The sequence below is a fragment of the Bradyrhizobium sp. S3.7.6 genome (assembly GCF_054061875.1).
The window spans coordinates 133,795-149,736 of sequence record NZ_JBSSEQ010000001.1 but is presented as its reverse complement, the minus strand read 5'-3'; the positions used below and the strand labels follow the sequence as shown (position 1 = coordinate 149,736).

General features: G+C 65.2%; 18 protein-coding genes and 1 tRNA gene. 11 read left to right on the top strand and 8 right to left on the bottom strand.

What is annotated here, in order from left to right; genetic code table 11:
* Positions 1–105 precede the first annotated feature (105 nt).
* From hisD to ACVJ5M_RS00715, 8 genes are all read left to right on the top strand, one after another.
* Positions 106–1,401, top strand: coding sequence for a histidinol dehydrogenase (gene hisD, locus ACVJ5M_RS00750; protein ID WP_063985875.1), 1,296 nt, complete (start codon positions 106–108; stop codon positions 1,399–1,401).
* A complete protein-coding gene (locus ACVJ5M_RS00745; RefSeq protein WP_063985874.1) occupies positions 1,398–1,895 on the top strand; it encodes a UPF0262 family protein in 498 nt (165 codons plus the stop codon). Before hisD ends, ACVJ5M_RS00745 begins: the two co-directional genes overlap by 4 nt.
* Before the next feature lie 132 nt (positions 1,896–2,027).
* Entirely contained in the window at positions 2,028–2,495 is a 468-nt protein-coding gene (locus ACVJ5M_RS00740; RefSeq protein ID WP_063985873.1) for an arsenate-mycothiol transferase ArsC, read from the top strand.
* A 145-nt stretch (positions 2,496–2,640) separates the two neighbouring features.
* Positions 2,641–3,270 (top strand): Maf-like protein, encoded by a 630-nt coding sequence (locus ACVJ5M_RS00735; RefSeq protein WP_028151428.1) that lies wholly within the window; start codon positions 2,641–2,643, stop codon positions 3,268–3,270.
* Between the two features lie 145 nt (positions 3,271–3,415).
* A complete protein-coding gene (yacG, locus tag ACVJ5M_RS00730) occupies positions 3,416–3,598 on the top strand; it encodes a DNA gyrase inhibitor YacG (RefSeq protein ID WP_028151429.1) in 183 nt (60 codons plus the stop codon).
* Between the two features lie 184 nt (positions 3,599–3,782).
* Positions 3,783–3,858: transfer RNA gene (locus ACVJ5M_RS00725), tRNA-Phe, on the top strand.
* A gap of 109 nt (positions 3,859–3,967) precedes the next feature.
* Complete coding sequence (locus ACVJ5M_RS00720; protein ID WP_187387828.1) at positions 3,968–4,123, top strand: hypothetical protein; 156 nt, start codon at positions 3,968–3,970, stop codon at positions 4,121–4,123.
* Positions 4,124–4,237: 114 nt separating this feature from the next.
* Positions 4,238–4,729, top strand: a complete 492-nt coding sequence (locus tag ACVJ5M_RS00715) for a hypothetical protein (protein ID WP_063986738.1) — start codon at positions 4,238–4,240, stop codon at positions 4,727–4,729.
* 674 nt (positions 4,730–5,403) lie between these two features.
* Here ACVJ5M_RS00715 and ACVJ5M_RS00710 read toward each other — a convergent pair.
* The 3 genes from ACVJ5M_RS00710 to ACVJ5M_RS00700 all read right to left on the bottom strand — a co-directional run bounded on the left by ACVJ5M_RS00710 (position 5,404) and on the right by ACVJ5M_RS00700 (position 9,382).
* On the bottom strand, positions 5,404–5,787 hold the full coding sequence (locus ACVJ5M_RS00710; protein WP_028147401.1) for a PLDc N-terminal domain-containing protein: 384 nt from the start codon (positions 5,785–5,787) through the stop codon (positions 5,404–5,406).
* Between the two features lie 407 nt (positions 5,788–6,194).
* Positions 6,195–6,422 (bottom strand): DUF3551 domain-containing protein, encoded by a 228-nt coding sequence (locus ACVJ5M_RS00705; protein WP_084795314.1) that lies wholly within the window; start codon positions 6,420–6,422, stop codon positions 6,195–6,197.
* Between the two features lie 899 nt (positions 6,423–7,321).
* The gene (locus ACVJ5M_RS00700; RefSeq protein ID WP_283017757.1) at positions 7,322–9,382 is read right to left on the bottom strand and encodes an ATP-binding protein; all 2,061 of its coding nucleotides are present in this window, start codon (positions 9,380–9,382) and stop codon (positions 7,322–7,324) included.
* Positions 9,383–9,586: 204 nt separating this feature from the next.
* On the opposite strand from ACVJ5M_RS00700, the gene ACVJ5M_RS00695 reads away from it, so the two are divergent.
* The 3 genes from ACVJ5M_RS00695 to ACVJ5M_RS00685 are packed head-to-tail and all read left to right on the top strand — an operon-like array spanning position 9,587 to position 12,257.
* Positions 9,587–10,249, top strand: coding sequence for an FABP family protein (locus ACVJ5M_RS00695; RefSeq protein WP_063985871.1), 663 nt, complete (start codon positions 9,587–9,589; stop codon positions 10,247–10,249).
* A 19-nt stretch (positions 10,250–10,268) separates the two neighbouring features.
* Entirely contained in the window at positions 10,269–10,979 is a 711-nt protein-coding gene (locus tag ACVJ5M_RS00690) for a RibD family protein (protein ID WP_063985870.1), read from the top strand.
* Between the two features lie 9 nt (positions 10,980–10,988).
* On the top strand, positions 10,989–12,257 hold the full coding sequence (locus tag ACVJ5M_RS00685) for a flavin monoamine oxidase family protein (protein WP_063985869.1): 1,269 nt from the start codon (positions 10,989–10,991) through the stop codon (positions 12,255–12,257).
* Between the two features lie 31 nt (positions 12,258–12,288).
* Here the strand turns inward: ACVJ5M_RS00685 and ACVJ5M_RS00680 are convergent, their stop codons facing one another.
* The 5 genes from ACVJ5M_RS00680 to ACVJ5M_RS00660 form a co-directional block, all read right to left on the bottom strand.
* Positions 12,289–12,609: a hypothetical protein gene (locus ACVJ5M_RS00680; RefSeq protein ID WP_063985868.1), complete on the bottom strand. Its 321-nt coding sequence runs from the start codon at positions 12,607–12,609 to the stop codon at positions 12,289–12,291.
* 121 nt (positions 12,610–12,730) lie between these two features.
* Positions 12,731–13,306, bottom strand: coding sequence for a cysteine hydrolase family protein (locus ACVJ5M_RS00675; RefSeq protein ID WP_354099413.1), 576 nt, complete (start codon positions 13,304–13,306; stop codon positions 12,731–12,733).
* A 133-nt stretch (positions 13,307–13,439) separates the two neighbouring features.
* Positions 13,440–13,787, bottom strand: coding sequence for a DUF3088 domain-containing protein (locus tag ACVJ5M_RS00670; RefSeq protein WP_063985867.1), 348 nt, complete (start codon positions 13,785–13,787; stop codon positions 13,440–13,442).
* A 55-nt stretch (positions 13,788–13,842) separates the two neighbouring features.
* Positions 13,843–14,418: a hypothetical protein gene (locus ACVJ5M_RS00665; RefSeq protein ID WP_028147393.1), complete on the bottom strand. Its 576-nt coding sequence runs from the start codon at positions 14,416–14,418 to the stop codon at positions 13,843–13,845.
* 202 nt (positions 14,419–14,620) lie between these two features.
* On the bottom strand, positions 14,621–15,937 hold the full coding sequence (locus tag ACVJ5M_RS00660) for a tetratricopeptide repeat protein (protein WP_063985866.1): 1,317 nt from the start codon (positions 15,935–15,937) through the stop codon (positions 14,621–14,623).
* Positions 15,938–15,942 lie beyond the last annotated feature (5 nt).

The window sequence follows — 15,942 nt, the reverse complement described above, 5'->3', positions numbered from 1 at the left end:
GGAACGGCATCTCCCGAGGGTTGACGCAGCTTCCCCGCCGCGCCATTGAGCAGGGGGTCGGGTGAGCCAATCCGCCCCAAAGACCAGCCGGAAGCCAAGCCAAAAATGCCCGTTCGTCTCGACCGCAGCAGCGCCGATTTTGACCAGCGATTCGCGGCCTTCCTCGCCGCCAAGCGCGAGGTCTCGGCCGACGTCGAGGCCGCCGTGCGCACCATCGTCGACGACGTCGCCAGGCGGGGCGATGCGGCCCTGCTCGAGGCCACGGCAAAGTTCGACCGGCTGAAGCTGGATGCATCCGGCCTGCGCGTCACCGCCGCCGAGATCGAGACGGCCGTGAAGGCCTGCGATGCCGCGACGCTGGATGCGCTCAAGCTCGCGCGCGACCGCATCGAGACCTATCACCGCCGCCAGCTCCCGAAGGACGAGCGCTTCACCGATCCGCTCGGCGTGGAGCTCGGCTGGCGCTATACCGCGATCGAATCCGCGGGCCTCTATGTGCCCGGCGGTACCGCGGCCTATCCCTCCTCGGTGCTGATGAACGCCGTGCCCGCGCAGGTCGCCGGCGTCTCGCGCCTCGTCATGGTGGTGCCGTCGCCGGACGGCAAGCTCAACCCGCTGGTGCTGGCGGCCGCTTCGCTTGGCGGCGTAAGCGAGATCTACCGGGTCGGCGGCGCGCAGGCCGTGGCGGCGCTGGCGCACGGCACCGCCACGATCGCGCCGGTGGCCAAGATCGTCGGCCCCGGCAACGCCTATGTCGCCGCCGCAAAACGGCTGGTGTTCGGCAAGGTCGGTATCGACATGATCGCCGGCCCCTCCGAGGTGCTGGTGATTGCCGACGACACCGGCAATGCCGACTGGATCGCCGCTGATCTGCTGGCGCAGGCCGAGCATGATGCCAGCGCGCAATCGATCCTGATCACGGATTCCGCGCGCCTCGCCGCGGATGTCGAGAAGGCCGTCGAAGCGCAGCTGAAGACATTGCCGCGCACCGCAATTGCCGGCGCCTCCTGGGCCGATTTCGGCGCCATCATCATGGTGAAGAATCTTGCCGACGCCATTCCGCTCGCGGATGCGATCGCGGCCGAGCATCTCGAGATCATGACTGATGATCCCGATGCGCTTGCCGCAAAGATCCGCAACGCCGGCGCGGTGTTCCTCGGGGCGCATACGCCCGAGGCGATCGGCGACTATGTCGGCGGCTCCAACCACGTGCTGCCGACGGCGCGCTCGGCGCGGTTCTCCTCAGGCCTCGGAGTTGCCGACTTCATGAAGCGCACCTCGATCCTGAAATGCGGCCCGGACCAGCTGCGTGCGCTCGGACCTGCCGCGATGACGCTCGGACAAGCGGAAGGGCTGGACGCTCATTCGCGCTCGATTGGATTGCGCCTCAATCTGTCATGACCCAGCCGCCCGAACAGGACGACTCGACCAATCGCATCGTCGCGGTCACCCTCGACGAGGACTCGATCGGCCGTTCCGGGCCCGACATCGAGCATGAGCGCGCGATCGCCATCTACGATCTGATCGAGCAGAACCTGTTCGCGCCCGATGGCGCCGACGGGAAGGGGCCGTTCACGCTGCATATCGGAATCACCGGCAGCCGGCTGATGTTCGACATTCGCCTTGAGGACGGTGCGCCCGTGGTCGCGCATCTGTTGTCGTTGACGCCGTTCCGGCGGATCGTGAAGGACTATTTCATGATCTGCGACAGCTACTATCAGGCGATCCGGACAGCTACGCCGGACAAGATCGAGGCCATCGACATGGGGCGCCGCGGCATCCATGACGAGGGATCGCGCACGCTCCAGGAGCGGCTGAAGGGCAAGGTGCGGGTCGACTTCGAGACCTCGCGCCGGCTGTTCACGCTCATCACCGTCCTGCACTGGAAGGGTTAGGCGCATGATCCCGAAAAGTGGGCACCGGTTTTCGGACCAGATCATGCGCGAGACAAACGGCTTAATGGCCCGGAAAAATGTGCAGCGGTTTTCCGACAAGGCCATGCCCTCTCTCAAAAGAGGCTAGGCGCGATGGCGGGTCCGCCACGCGCACGCGATCCGCAATCGGTGCTGTTCGCCTGCGCGATGAACAGCGTGCGCTCGCCGATGGCCGAGAGCCTGCTGCGGCACATGTTTCCGCAGGGCCTCTACGTGAAGTCGGCCGGCGCCAGGAAAGGCGAGCTCGATCCCTTCGTGGTCGCCGTGATGGACGAACTGGGGCAGGACATCTCCGCCCACAAGCCGCAGACCTTCGAGGAGCTGGAGGACTGGGAGGGGCTCAATTTCGACCTCATCATCACGCTCTCGCCCGAAGCGCACCACAAGGCGCTGGAGCTGACCCGCACGCTCGCCGCCGACGTCGAATACTGGCCGACGCAGGATCCCACCACCATCGAAGGCAGCCGCGACCAGAAGCTCGCCGCCTACCGCGAGGTCTGCGACCAGCTGTTGATGCGCATCCGCAGGCGTTTTGCGAAGGTCGGCGCGGCGAGCGGTTAGCCGTAACACCCGCGTCACAGACCGAGGGCACACGCATGTTGGACGCCTCGAATCAGTAAAGTCCGGGTTCCCGGGTTGTGAAATCAGCCCCCTTCCGATAGGTTCCGCGCGCAATTCACCCCCTGCTTCATCCCCCAATCACCTTATGCTCGGCCGCCCCAAATTCGTACTTGCCTCCGGTTCGCCGCGGCGCCTGTCGCTGCTCAACCAGGCCGGCATCGAGCCGGACGCGCTCCGGCCGGCCGACGTCGACGAGACGCCGAAGCGGGGCGAGCTGCCGCGCGCCTGCGCCAACCGTCTCGCAAGGGCCAAGGCCGACGCTGCCCTGAAATCGGTGCAGCTCGACGACGAGCTGCGCGGCGCCTTCATCCTCTCAGCCGACACGGTTGTGGCGGTCGGCCGCCGCATCCTGCCCAAGGCCAACCTCGTGGACGAGGCCGCGCAGTGCCTGCGGCTGCTGTCGGGCCGCAACCACCGCGTCTACACCGCGATCTGCCTGGTGACGCCGCGCGAGGCCTTCCGCCAGCGCCTGGTCGAGACCCGCGTCCGCTTCAAGCGCCTCTCCGAGGACGACATCCAGGCCTATATCGGCTCCGGCGAATGGCGCGGCAAAGCCGGCGGTTACGCCGTGCAGGGCATCGCCGGCTCCTTCGTGGTCAAGATGGTGGGGTCCTACAGCAACGTCGTCGGCCTGCCGCTCTACGAGACCACGACGCTGCTCGGCGGCGAGGGTTTTCCGATCCGCTTCGGCTGGCTCAACGCCACGGCCATCTAGCGCGCCGACAAAAATCTCGAAAACAACCCCATGCACAGTAGAATGGGCCCGCCGGACCCGGCCCGCGACGCCTGCGCGACCGCCCGAGGAACCGCTTTGCCGACAGGCTCTTGAACGCCTTCACCCCGAGTAAGCTGCCGACATCATGGACGACCACGTCAAAAAGCCCGCCGGCCCGCTCAAAACCTGCCCGATCTGCGGCAAGCCGCAGTCGGAAGCCACCCGCCCGTTCTGCTCCTCGCGCTGCCGCGACGTCGACCTGAACCGCTGGCTGAAAGGCTCCTACGTCATCCCCGGCCGCGATGACGAGGCGGACGGCGAAGAATAATTACTAATATCAATTGCTTACTCCGATGGTCGACGCGCCGCGCGCCTGCCGCAGCAAGTCCGCCCCATCTTGTGCACAGCCGGGCCGCGCCCGGCGAAGCCTCTTGGCGAAGCCGGGTGGACAGGCCGCTTCTAGCCCACTATAAACCGCCCGCTCGATGGGCCTTGGCCCCTCTTTGGAGCACGCCCAGGTAGCTCAGTTGGTAGAGCATGCGACTGAAAATCGCAGTGTCGGTGGTTCGATTCCGCCCCTGGGCACCATCCTGGTGTTTGCCCTCGTTCTCCGGCATCCGCTGACGCGAATTTCTCCGGCCTATTTCACGAACGCCACGCATCGTGGCTGAGCGCGAACCTTGGTTTAGCGGGCGCGGTGCTGCTGACGATGCTCATTCATGGCTGCGCCCGCTTCAAGGCGGAATGCAACGATGATTTCCGCCCGCTCCAGGAGCCAAACCTCATCGTCGTCGCCATCGCGGTCGCCGTTCTGATGACGTTCTTCCAGTGGTTGATCACCACGGACGGATGACGAGAGCGGCCGAATCAAGTTGCAGGGTTCGGCGATGCAACTTCAATCGGCGCGTGATATCCTCGTCTCGGGGGATGGAATGGACTGTCCCTCCGCATCTGGAAGGACATGGCCATGACGTTGTCGTCACGCTTCGTTGCGCGTCCCGCTGTCACATTCCCATCGATTGCACTGTTGCTGTGCGGCCTGAGCGGCACGGCAATGTCTCAACCGACGCCCACCGAGACTCAGCTTCCCAGCATCACGGTCGACGCGCCGAGACAGGTGGCGAGGCCGCACAAGCCAACGCATCACGTGGCCATCCGCAGCACCGGGTATCGGACATCGCCAGCCACATCGACGGCCGCGGCGGCGCCGATGTCGGATGCCGCGAGGCTCGCCAAGCTCGAACGCGAAACGAGCAGCTGTGCCGGCGGTTGCCAATCGAGCTTCAAGACGGGAAATCAGCCCTGGGTCGGCTGCAACGCTTCGGGCGGCGTGTACTCCTTCACGTGCCGGAACGTCGGCAACTTCAAGACTTACGACGAGTGCAAGGAAGCCGGACGGGTCACCGGCTGGCGATCGGGCGAGACCTCGGCGTATTGCAGCAGCCTGGCGTTGAAGTAGGGGCGGCTGGGGTTGAGGAGGCTCGTCGGCTAGGCCAGCCTCCTCCGATCGGACTGGGCACAGTCGCCCGCGTATCGATAATCACGGCGTGATCGCCGGTACCTATCATCGCACGCTGCGGTTCCGGTCGAAAACGCGACCAAGCCCAATAATGCTCAGTAGCGCTCCGTCAGAACTTCGAACCGACACCTCGATTGTTGATGCGAGAGCGATCCGGTGGGCAACCTGCAAACCCGCAAGACGAAGTCTGCCTTCTAATTCGCTTTGGGCCCGGGCGGTCCGATCGGGCCTGCAGGTCCGGCCGGCCCTGGAGGACCCGCTGGCCCGGGGAGGCCGCAATTCTGTATCACCACGTCTCTCGTATCTGGTCCGGACGTGATCTTTACAATACAAGTCGATGGAAACTCCGGTCCAATCCACCGAAATCCTCCGCTCGAAGTGCTCTCGACTTTCACGGTTTTGCTCGGACTGATCTTGATTTCCACGCTGGACTCGCGGGGCCGTCTTACTCTTCCGACGATGACCAACTCGCCCTGCGATATGGTGGCGGTTGTTATGAATATTTCCGCATGCGCGCTTTCAGTCCACGCAATTGCAAAGCCAGCAATAAGAGCTCCAACGGTGCCAAAAGGCTTTGCGAACATCATGGGCCTCCCCGCTTCCCTCACCGATGGTTAGGAGACCAGTTTGGTGCGAAGGCGCCCGTACTCGGTGTCGGTTATGGATCCCGATTTTTTGAGCTGATCGAGCTTGGAAAGCTCGTCGGCGACACTAAAGCCGACGATGTGCCGTAACTCCTCGCGCGCCCGCTGAGCCTGCTCGGCGCTGCGTTCCGCCATCCCCCTGCCTTGGGTGATGAGGTAAGCAAAGATGCCGAGGTAGGAGGTCAGAACAAGTGCAAGCACCCACAGTGCCTTACCCCATCCGGAAATGTCGTGGCGCCTGAACAGGTCGCCATAGATGACAATGAGCAGCCAGAACCAAACGACAAATGCGAATACAGCAATTATATCCATCAGGAAATTTCGATATGTGAATCCTTCCTGAGCGAAGAACATTGCGATCTCCTTATTGAGTTGCCGTTCTCGATCTTTTCTGTAGGCCAGTCGCACGGCCCGCTACGCGAAGGCTCAACGGCAGTACCGATGCGACACGCGGTGCGACCTTCCGCTGGTCGAGCGGTACCAGCAGTTGCCGTTCCTCCAATAATATCGATGCCAATGTTGATGTCGCCGGTGGGCGCCCGCGATGGCTCCGGCCGTCGCCCCTATGGCAGCGCCGCGGCGACCACCAACAGCACCACCGATGACGGCACCTCGAAGCGCACTCTGAGCAAATGATTCGCTGGAAGGGACCATTCCTGCGAACGAGAGCAGGATGACGAACAGTGCAAGCTTTCGCATTGGGGCCTTCCTTGATTGACCGCTTCTGCCATGCCGTGCCGCCGAATAGCTCCGAGCGGTGATTAGCGCCGCCGCGGAGCGGCATAGCGCGGGTTGATGCCGCAATATGCGTTCGTGCCAGAAGCAGCAGCCAGGCATTGCGAGCGGGTGGCGAACTGACAATTGCCCGGAAAGCCCCAATTGCGACCTCGCAGGCAGTATCGATCCGCCTCGGCAGCTCGGACCGGCTCCAAAAAAGCAAGGAATACAGCGGCAGTGAGTAACGTCAGCATCGGAGCGACACGATGCATATCGATCTCCGTGGATGGATGGAGGTGAATATACCGGCGGCGCGAGGGGAATACCGCCAGTAAAAGCCCTTGCCAGACGCTGGGGCGTTTATTGATGCTACCTGGCGCGAAAAGCGCTCATGCTATTCAGGCTCGGAACCGCTTGTAGGTAAACGTAACAGTTGCCATTGCGTGTCCTTGAATGCGGACCGCTGGCCGGATGACGTACGGCTTTCGGATAGCGAGCCCCGTTTCATCTGCGCCGCCTGCGGCAGGCGGGCGCCGATGTCGCGCCAGATGGAGCCGCAGAGACATGGTTCGGGGAGAACGATCCCGAGGGCGTGGCGTTTGAATATGAGGTTCTTCAATGAACCGGATCGGCCGCAGGACTATCTACGCCATGTTAGTAATCGTTGTGCTGCTGATCGACTGGTAGATTCTCGCACCGCTTTGAAGGGGTGAGACGTCGTCGCGCAAGGCCAATGAACCTTGCATACTTGTAACGAGGCGGACACCGAAGCGCCTTCTGGGTGGCCAAATGCTGGCGGAATGTGAGGGCTTATAAAAGCCGACCCTGGCCCACGGGATTTACTCCGATGTTATTTCAAGCGGCGATTATTTGCCTGATCGTACTCAGCATCGGCGTTCTCGTCGCCCACGCGGTTGACGCTCTCAGAACGTAGCGAGCCCGCCAGCGTGAACCGGCGGGCCTCCACCTCGGTCTTCTCAGTTCACGCCCAGAGTCTGGCGTTGAAGTAGATGCGGCTGGGGTTGAGGGGGTTCGTCCGCTGGGCAGCCTCCTCCGATCGGACTGGGGTACAGTCGCCCGCGCATCGATCATCACGGCGTGATCGCCGATACATGTCATCGCACCGGCATGTCGCTTTCGCTCATGCGAGCTGCTCGCCCGCTTGCGTCGCCTACCGCCCCGCCTTCGCCAAGCCTGCCAGGCTCGCCGCCAGCTCATCGCTTCGGAACGGCTTCGTCAGCCGCGACAGGTCCGGCGTGATGCCTTCGTTGTTGGCGTAGCCCGACACGACGAGGATCTGGAGCTCGGGATATTGATTGCGCAGCGCGAGGCCGAGGTCTGTGCCGCTCATGCCGGGCATCAAATGGTCGGTGACGAGCAGGTTCGGCCGCAGGCCTTCCCTGACGCGCTGAAGCGCATCCTCCGCCGAGCCGGCTTCGACGACGTTGTAGCCGAGCTCGCCCAGCATCTCGGCGGTGCTCATGCGCACCAGCGGTTCGTCATCCACCAGCAGAGCCGTGCCGACGGGCTGTGGCCGCAGTTTTGATTGCGGGACGGCATCAATGGCGCCCGCGACGGCGTGGCTGACCGGCAGCCACAGCTCGACCGTCGTCCCCGCCCCCACGGCGCTCCTGATCGTCAGCGCGCCGCCGAGCTGTGACGCAAGGCCGTGGACCATCGAGAGGCCAAGACCGGTGCCTCGCCCGACGCCCTTGGTCGAGAAGAACGGTTCGACGGCGTGGGCCAGCGTGAACTCGTCCATGCCGATGCCGGTGTCGGCGACAGAGATGCAGACATAGGTGCCCGGTGCCAACTCCGAATTGTGAGAGTCTCCAACCGTCCGCGCCTTCGCCGAGATGCGCAACTTGCCGCCGTGGGGCATGGCATCCCTGGCGTTCACGCTGAGATTCAGGATCGCCATCTCGATCTGGTTGGGATCGGCCATGGCCGCGGGAAGGTCTTCCGGCGTGTCCACCGTGACCTGGATCTGCGGCCCGGTCGTGCTCGAGATCAGGTCGCCCATCTCGGCAACGAGGAGACCGATGCTGACGGGAATGGCCTGAAGCGGTTGCCGGCGCGCGAAAGCGAGCAGGCGCTGAACCAGCGTCTTGGCGCGCTCGGCCGCCTGTGCCGCACCGGCGATGAGGCGATGCTCGCGCTCGCCGCCGATGCCCTTGCGCTGAAACAGGTCGAGCAGGCCGACGATCGGCGTGAGCAGATTGTTGAAATCGTGCGCGACGCCGCCCGTGAGCTGGCCCATCGCCTCCATCTTCTGGGCCTGGCGGAGCGCCTCCTCGGCCTGCGCGAGCCGCGCCTGCTCCTCCAGGCGATCCGTCACGTCGACCCCGGTCAGGAACGCGCCGATCCGCGTGCCGTCCGGAGCGCGGAGCGCCTCGAACTTCAACTCGTAGACGCGGCGGTCGAACCGGGGATCGCCGAACTCCTCGATGTTGGTGAAGGCTTCGCCGGCCAGCGCCCGGCTCCAGACCGTGGTTGCCGCAGCGAGATGCTCGGGCCGGTCGGCCAGGAATTCGTGCAGGGAATCGCCGACCCGCGGGCGCTTACCGTAGATGCGCTGATAGGCATCGGCGCAGGACGTGTTGATGGCGAGCCAGCGATAATCGAGATCGAGGGCTTGAATCTGTCCGTCGGTGGTTTCCACGATCGTCGCCAGCAAATGACGCTCGGCGGTCCGTTCGGCGACGCGTTGTTCGAGGGTCGCAGTCAGCTCCCTGTATCGCGCTTCGCTCGCCCGCAGCCGCGTCTCGCCCAGCACGCGCTCCGTCGTCTCGGACACGATACAGAGCACTCCGCCGACCGAGCCGTCATCGTCCCGCACGGCTGAGTAGGAGACGTCCCAGTAGCTGGTTTCGCCGTAGCCGTGGCGCTCGACGTAAAACGGACGATCCTTGGCGGCGAACGTCTTTCTGGTTCGGCGCACGCCTGACAGCAGCGGTTCGAGATCGTCCCACAGCTCGCCCCAGTTTTCGATCGCGGGGCGACCGAGGGCGCGGGGGTGATTGGCGCCGATGCCCGGGGCGTAGGCGTCATTGTAGAGCGCGACGAAGTCGGGCCCCCAGAACAGGACGATCTGGGCTTGCGCGGCCAGCAGCATGCTGACCGTCGTTTTCAGTGCCTGAGACCAATCGCGGGGATGACCGAGCGGTGAATCCGACCAGTCGCGGGCGCTCATCATCGCGCCCAGCTTGCCTCCGTCAGCGAGGAAGCCCATTTCAATTGACCGCCGAGCAGCCTTCTCAGACAGCACCGGATCCCCCGCTACGCGTGACACGGGCGTCCTTGCCCATTCGAGCCGGTATTTCGAGGGCTCGTACTCAAGCGCAGATAACACCCGGCGCGCGCTCTGGTTCCATTCCAGTCGATTCCCGCCGTCCTTGTGCTATTGCTGCTCCCCGCAACTTGACGCGAGGTTCCCATGCTCCCCATTCCCGCAGACATCTTCACCGAACCCGAGGACGTCTCGCCCGACGGCCTTGCCAATCTCGGCCCGCTCCGCCGTCTCGCAGGGAGCTGGCAGGCGGACAAGGGCATCGACATCAATCCGAAGGCGGAGGGGCCGGAGCGGCGGACCTTCATCGAGCGCATCCGCATGGACCCGATCGACCCGCAGGCCAACGGGCCGCAGCTGTTTTACGGGCTGCGCTATCACATCCACATCAACACGCCCGAGGAAGACATCACCTTCCACGACCAGGTCGGCTATTGGCTGTGGGAGCCCGCGACCGGGCTGATCATGCAGACGCTCGCGATTCCGCGCGGACAGGTCTTGCTCGCCTCGGGCAAGGCCGGGCCGGATGACAGGAAGATATCGGTCACGGCGAAGCGCGGCGATACCGCTTACGGAATCTGCTCGACCGATTTCCTGGAACAGGCCTTCCGCACCGATTCTTATCGCTGCGACATCACCTTCAACGATGACGGAAGCTGGAGCTATCTGATCCAGACCGAGTTGTTCGTGCGCGGCGCGCCGTTCAACCATCACGACAGCAACACGCTGAAGCTCGTCGCGCCGCCAAAACTCAATCCGCTCGCGGTGATCGTGAAGGATCGCGCCGGGCGCGATGGATCGGCGGCCTGAAGCGTACCCGGAGAATTGCATGAAGCCCTACGTCATTTGCCTGATGCATTCCAGCCTGGACGGCCGCACGCATCCCAGCCGCTGGCGGCCGAAGGGGGCGGGCACAGACTGGTTCGAGAAGATCCATGACGAACTCGGCGGCGACGCCTGGGTGATCGGCCGCGTCACCGGCTCCGAGTTCGCCAAGGGCAAGCCCTATCCTGCAACGGCGGGCGAGACATTTCCCCGCCAAAGCTGGTTCGCGCGGCGCGATGCGAAAACCTACGGCGTCGTGCTCGACGCGCAGGGCAAGATCGGCTGGGGCCGGTCAGACATCGGCGGTGACCCGATCGTCGTGGTGCTGACCGAGGGCGTGCCGGATTCGCATCTGGCGGGGCTGCGCGACGAGGGTGTGTCCTACATCTTCGCCGGCAAGTCCGAGATCGACCTCGCACTGACGCTGGACATCCTCCATCGGGAGTTGGGTGTGAAGCGCCTGCTGGTGGAGGGCGGCGGCGTCGCCAATGGCGCCTTCCTGCGCGCCGGCCTCATCGACGAATTCAACTTGATCCTCAGCCCCGCGATCGATGGCGCCAGGGGCGCACCCTTCGTGTTCGATTCGACGGACGCGGACAGCGACAAGCGCGCGCCGCTCGCCGCGATGACGCTGGAGAGCACGCGCGACCTCGGCGGTGGCGTTCTGCTGCTGCGCTATCTGATCAAGAACGACCCGCAAGCGATGCCCAAGTAAGGCATCGGCATGGGACAATTGGAGCACATCGTCATCGTCGGTGCCGGCGCGGCCGGGCTGATGGCGGCGCGCGAGCTGGCACGTGCGGGCAGGACGGTCACGATCCTGGAGGCGCGCGAGCGCTGCGGCGGGCGCATCGATCCGCTGCCGGCGTCCGAGTTCGGCTACCCCGCCGATGGCGGCGCCGAATTCGTCCATGGCGAGGCGCCGGTCACGCGCAAGCTTGTGCGCGAGGCGGGACTGTCGCTGCAGGAGATCGAAGGCACCCAGTGGAGCTTTGACGGCACGAGGCTCTCGCACGAAGACCGTCACGATCCGCACGAGGCAGAGCTGTACGCCGCGCTGGGGGCGTTGAGGGATGATCTCACGGTTGCCGATTTCCTCCGCAGCCACTTCGCCGGGCCTGGGTATGACCAGCTGCGCCATTCGATCGAGCGCATGGTCGAGGGCTACGACGCCGCCGACCCCGAGCGCGCCTCGACGCTGGCGCTGCGCGAGGAATGGATGGACGGCGGGCATCACGCCCAGGCGCGCATCGTCGGCGGCTACGGCGCGCTGATCGATTTTCTGGCGAGCGAGTGCCGCGGGATTGGCGTGACGTTTCGCTTCGGCTGCGCGGTATCGACGATCGAGGAGACGGGCGGCGCGCTGGCCGTCCGCTGTGCCGGCGGCGACGTGCATGGCTGCGATCGCGTGATCCTCACCGTCCCGCTGCCGTTGCTGCGCGAGATCGCGCTTCCGGAGCCCGCACGCGCGAAGGCTGCGGCAGCTGACGATATCGGCTTCGGCAGCGTGATAAAAATCCTGCTGCGGTTCGCGCGGCCGTGGTGGCGCGAGCGAAGCGAAGATCTCGCGGACATGACCTTCCTGCTGTCGGACCAGTCGATCCCGGTGTGGTGGACGCGGCATCCGGACGAGCATCCCGTGCTCACCGGCTGGTTCGGCGGGCCGCGAACGGCCGAGCTTGCGAAGCTCGATCGGCAAGGGCTGATCGATGCCGGGGTCGATTCGCTTGCGGCCATCTTCGGCGTGTCGCGGGGCGACATCGCGCGCGATCTCGTGGCGGCTGCGGCGACCAACTGGCTGCACGATCCCTTCGCCCGCGGCGCCTATTCCTGGGCGACGCCGCGGACGCGCGAGGCCCAGGCGATCCTCGCGCGCGCCGACGGCCCGGTGCTGTTCTCTGGTGAAGCGCTCTATCGCGGCCGCGACATGGGGACGGTCGAGGCGGCGCTGGCGAGCGGGCTGGAGACTGCGGAGATGATTTTGCGAGGATGAAAAAAGGCCCGCACAAGGCGGGCCTAATGTCTCACCAGCGGCCGCCGCCGAAGCTGAACGTCACGCCGGGACCTCCGCCACCATAATAGCCGTACGGTCCGCCGCCGTAATAGCCGTGGTGCCGCGGGTAATAACCGTAGCTCCGGTAGTGCGGACGATAGTAGCCGTGATGGTGATGGCGCCATTGGTGATGGCGATGGCCGTGGTGGTGGTGCCTGTGCTGCGCGCTGATGTCGGTGGACTGGCCGGCTGGCGCGTTCTGCTTTGCGCTGGCCTTGCCCGCCGCGTTGGCCGTGGATCCGCCGGCGAGCGCCGCTGCACCCACAGCCATCGCGACAAAGAGATACTTCATGTCATCACTCCAGTTGAGAAGTCGCGTGATAACAGATGGCTGTCCGCTGCGTTCCGACCAGTGCGGGCGTCGAAACGACGCAGACGAAATTCCGATCGACGTGTGAACGATGTGGCGCGATCTATTGTCGCATCGCTTCGAGCGAAGCGATCACGTCGGCGGCGCTGACGATGCGCGCAAATTCGCCGTTGAGATTCGACAGCGTCATCGCATGAATCTCTTCAGCCGAATGCTTGTCGCCATCTGGTCCGATCCGGTCGAAGGTCCAGGTCGCATCGCGCACGAGGCTCGCGTCGAAACCGAGATTGCCGGCCATCCGCGTCGTCGTCTCGATGCAATGATTGGTGGTGGCGCCGCAGATCACGAGCGTCGTGATGTTGCCCGCGCGCAGGCGCGTCTCGAGATCGGTGCCGATGAAGGCGCTGTTGACGCGCTTGACGATCACCGCCTCGCCCGGCGCTTCGCGCGCCTCGCCCTTGACCGTGTAGCCGGAGTTTTGCGGCAGGAACGTCGAGTTCGGCTTGGTGCCTTCGTGGCGGATGTGGAAGATCGGCGCGCCGCGCTTCCTGAATGCGGCGAGCAGATCGGCGATGCGCGCCACCGCGTCCGGATTGTTGCGCCGCTTGCCGGCCGCCTCCCATTCGTCGAATGCGCGCTGAACGTCGACGACGACGAGGGCGGGGAGGGGGCTGATCATGAGGAGCGGCTTCCAGACTTGCTTGCTGCGCGAAGTATGCGGGGCGACCGACGTGGCAGGCAATGTCGATTTTCCCTCGTTTCGCGACAGCTCTCGTGCCCCGGACGCAGAGAGCTGCGCGAGTGCGCGGCCCTCACGGATGCGGATCGGGAAACCCGTGGCGTTCGGAGAGCACGGCGAGGATCGCGTCCTTGTCGGCGATGAAGGCGCGGCCGTGGTGACTGCCGGTCTGGTGCGGCGACGTCATCCCGTCGGCCAGCACGAGCAGCGGCAGCGACTGGTTCTCCTCGCCGACCAGCGCGATCGCCGACAGCCTTGGCCGCGGCCATGCGATGCGCTCAACGTCGAGCTTTTCGGCGAGCTGCGGAAACGAGGCGAGCACGCCCTCGATCAACGCGCAATGCCAGCAATAGAAACGCTGGCCCGGAAAGGCGGGGTCCTCGAAACCAGGGCGCAGCAGAAACAGGCGGTCGCGAGTCATGAATCGCTCCAAAGCATGGCGCGATCATACATGCCGACAGCAGCGGATGATGCCGTTACTTGAACGGATCCTGGATCGATGGCGACGATTGCCGGATGCGGCGCACGCTCACCGGCTTGCCGTCGGAGACGAACAGCAGCTCGTACCGGCGGCCCTCGCTGTCGGTCGCCGTGCAGGTGACGTCCGTGACCTTCCTTGCGGCGAAATTGCCGGTCTGGCGGCAGACGCCGGTCGAGGTCTGCTCAGCCGGCACCGGCAGGCCGTCGACCTTGGGCCTGTCCTTGGAATTGAGCAGCATGCGGTCGATTCGCAGCTCGTAGGAATTGTCGTCCGCGCGCTGGCCGTTCTCGCCGGAGAACGACACGACATGGTTGGCGTCGGAGGGATCGTCGACGGCGACCGCGAAATTGACCCGGCCCTTGTCACCATGGGCGTAAGCCACCGTCTTGCACGCGAAGGTGCGCCCCGCGACCTTCAGCGTCTTGCAGTGGCCCGACATCAGCGCCAGCAGGTCGATGAAGGCGTTCTGCGCCGGCGGGTTGTTGACGGGGATGGGCGCGGAAGACTCGGCAAAACAAGGGCTTGCGAGAATCGCGAGGGCCGCGGCGAGGACCGGTCGGCGGAGGCGCATCATCAGGCTCGTATGCCAGGGGGCCACGGCGGCGGAAAAGTTCCGCTCAACAACGAGCGAACCACAAATTGGTTGCGATCCCGTTTGTTCAGCTAGACCCGACTGGAATACCACCGCACCACCCATCGGCGATTCATCCGATCGCCCCATCCCGTCCTAGCAGGCCACTTGCTGCCAGACCGATGTTTTTTTCGTGGCAGAGCTAAACGGTCGCCGCCTGCCAGCGCGTATCGCGAAGCGAGGGCCGGCGGTGCAGGCGGGCGTCGAGCAGCGCGCGGGCACGGGGCAGCTCACCGCTGCGCATGAGCGCGACGATGTAGGTATCCTCGATCAGTTCGCGCTGGGCATGGCTGCCGCCGATGCGCACGACCTCGCCGAGGACGGGCGCGAGCGTTCGCACGCATGAGGCGTAATCCTCGCGGGCAAAGGCCACGAGCGCACGGCAGATCGCCGGCACCACGGGACCGGCCGGCAGCTTGCCCTCAGTGAGCCGCTGCTCGATCGCCGCGAGGCGCGCGGCGAGCGCCTCCTGGTTCTGCGTCGCCGCAGCGAACAGCGCCATGTGGACGTCGGCAAAGGGCAGGCTCGATTTCGGAAACAGTTTTTGCGCGGTGGCATCGGCCTCGAGCCAGAGCGCTTCCGGCACGGTGTGGCCGTAAGCCGACAGGCGCCAGAGCAGCGAGGCGCCGTCGGTGACGACGTTGAGCGGCGGCGCCTTCGTGGCGGAGGGCTGAAGCACGTCGGCATAGATCGCAAGCGCGCGCGCCGCATCGCCATGCTCGAGCGCGCCGAGCGCCTGGTGCCAGCGGATATGGCCGTGCAGGATGCCGGCGCGGTCGTAAGAGGGGATCCATTCGTCGACGAGGCGATCAGCCGCGTCGATCGAGCCGTCCTCGAACATCGCGTGCAGCACGGCGTGCGCGGCATGGGCGTTCTGACGGCGCAGGTCGAAGCCACGCTCGGTGACGCCGCGACCGCGCGCGACGTCGCCATTCTCGGTCATGGCCCAGCCGGACATGGTGAGAAACCACCAGTCCTCGCCATAATGCTGCGCGACGCGCTCGCACAGCTCGTGCCGCGCGCGGTCGTGATCGGGCATGCCGGAGAACGCGAACAGGCCGAACGCGCCGAGCGGCAGCGACAGCACCACGGCGTCGCGCGGCCATGCGTCGACGTGTTTCAGCGTCGATGCGATCGCCTCGGGCAGCCGGCCCTCGATCGCAAGCGCCAGCGTCTCGACATGCGAGCGCTCGCGCTCCGTGCCGCGCTTGGCGACGCGTTCGCGTGCCACAGCCGCCTTCTGCCGGGCGAGATCGCCCTGCTGATAGAAGGCATGCACGCGGGCGCGGGCGATGTGGGGAAGCGCGAAATCCGGATCGGCCGCAATCGCGCGCTCCAGCGCCTCCGCCGTGCCGGTCCAGCCGGCCAGCATGAGATCGACGCCTTCGCGATAGGCGCTTGCCGCCTCGTGCGAAGACGTCGAGAGCGAAAGGCCGTAGCGGTCTTCGTGCGCCGTCATCGTCT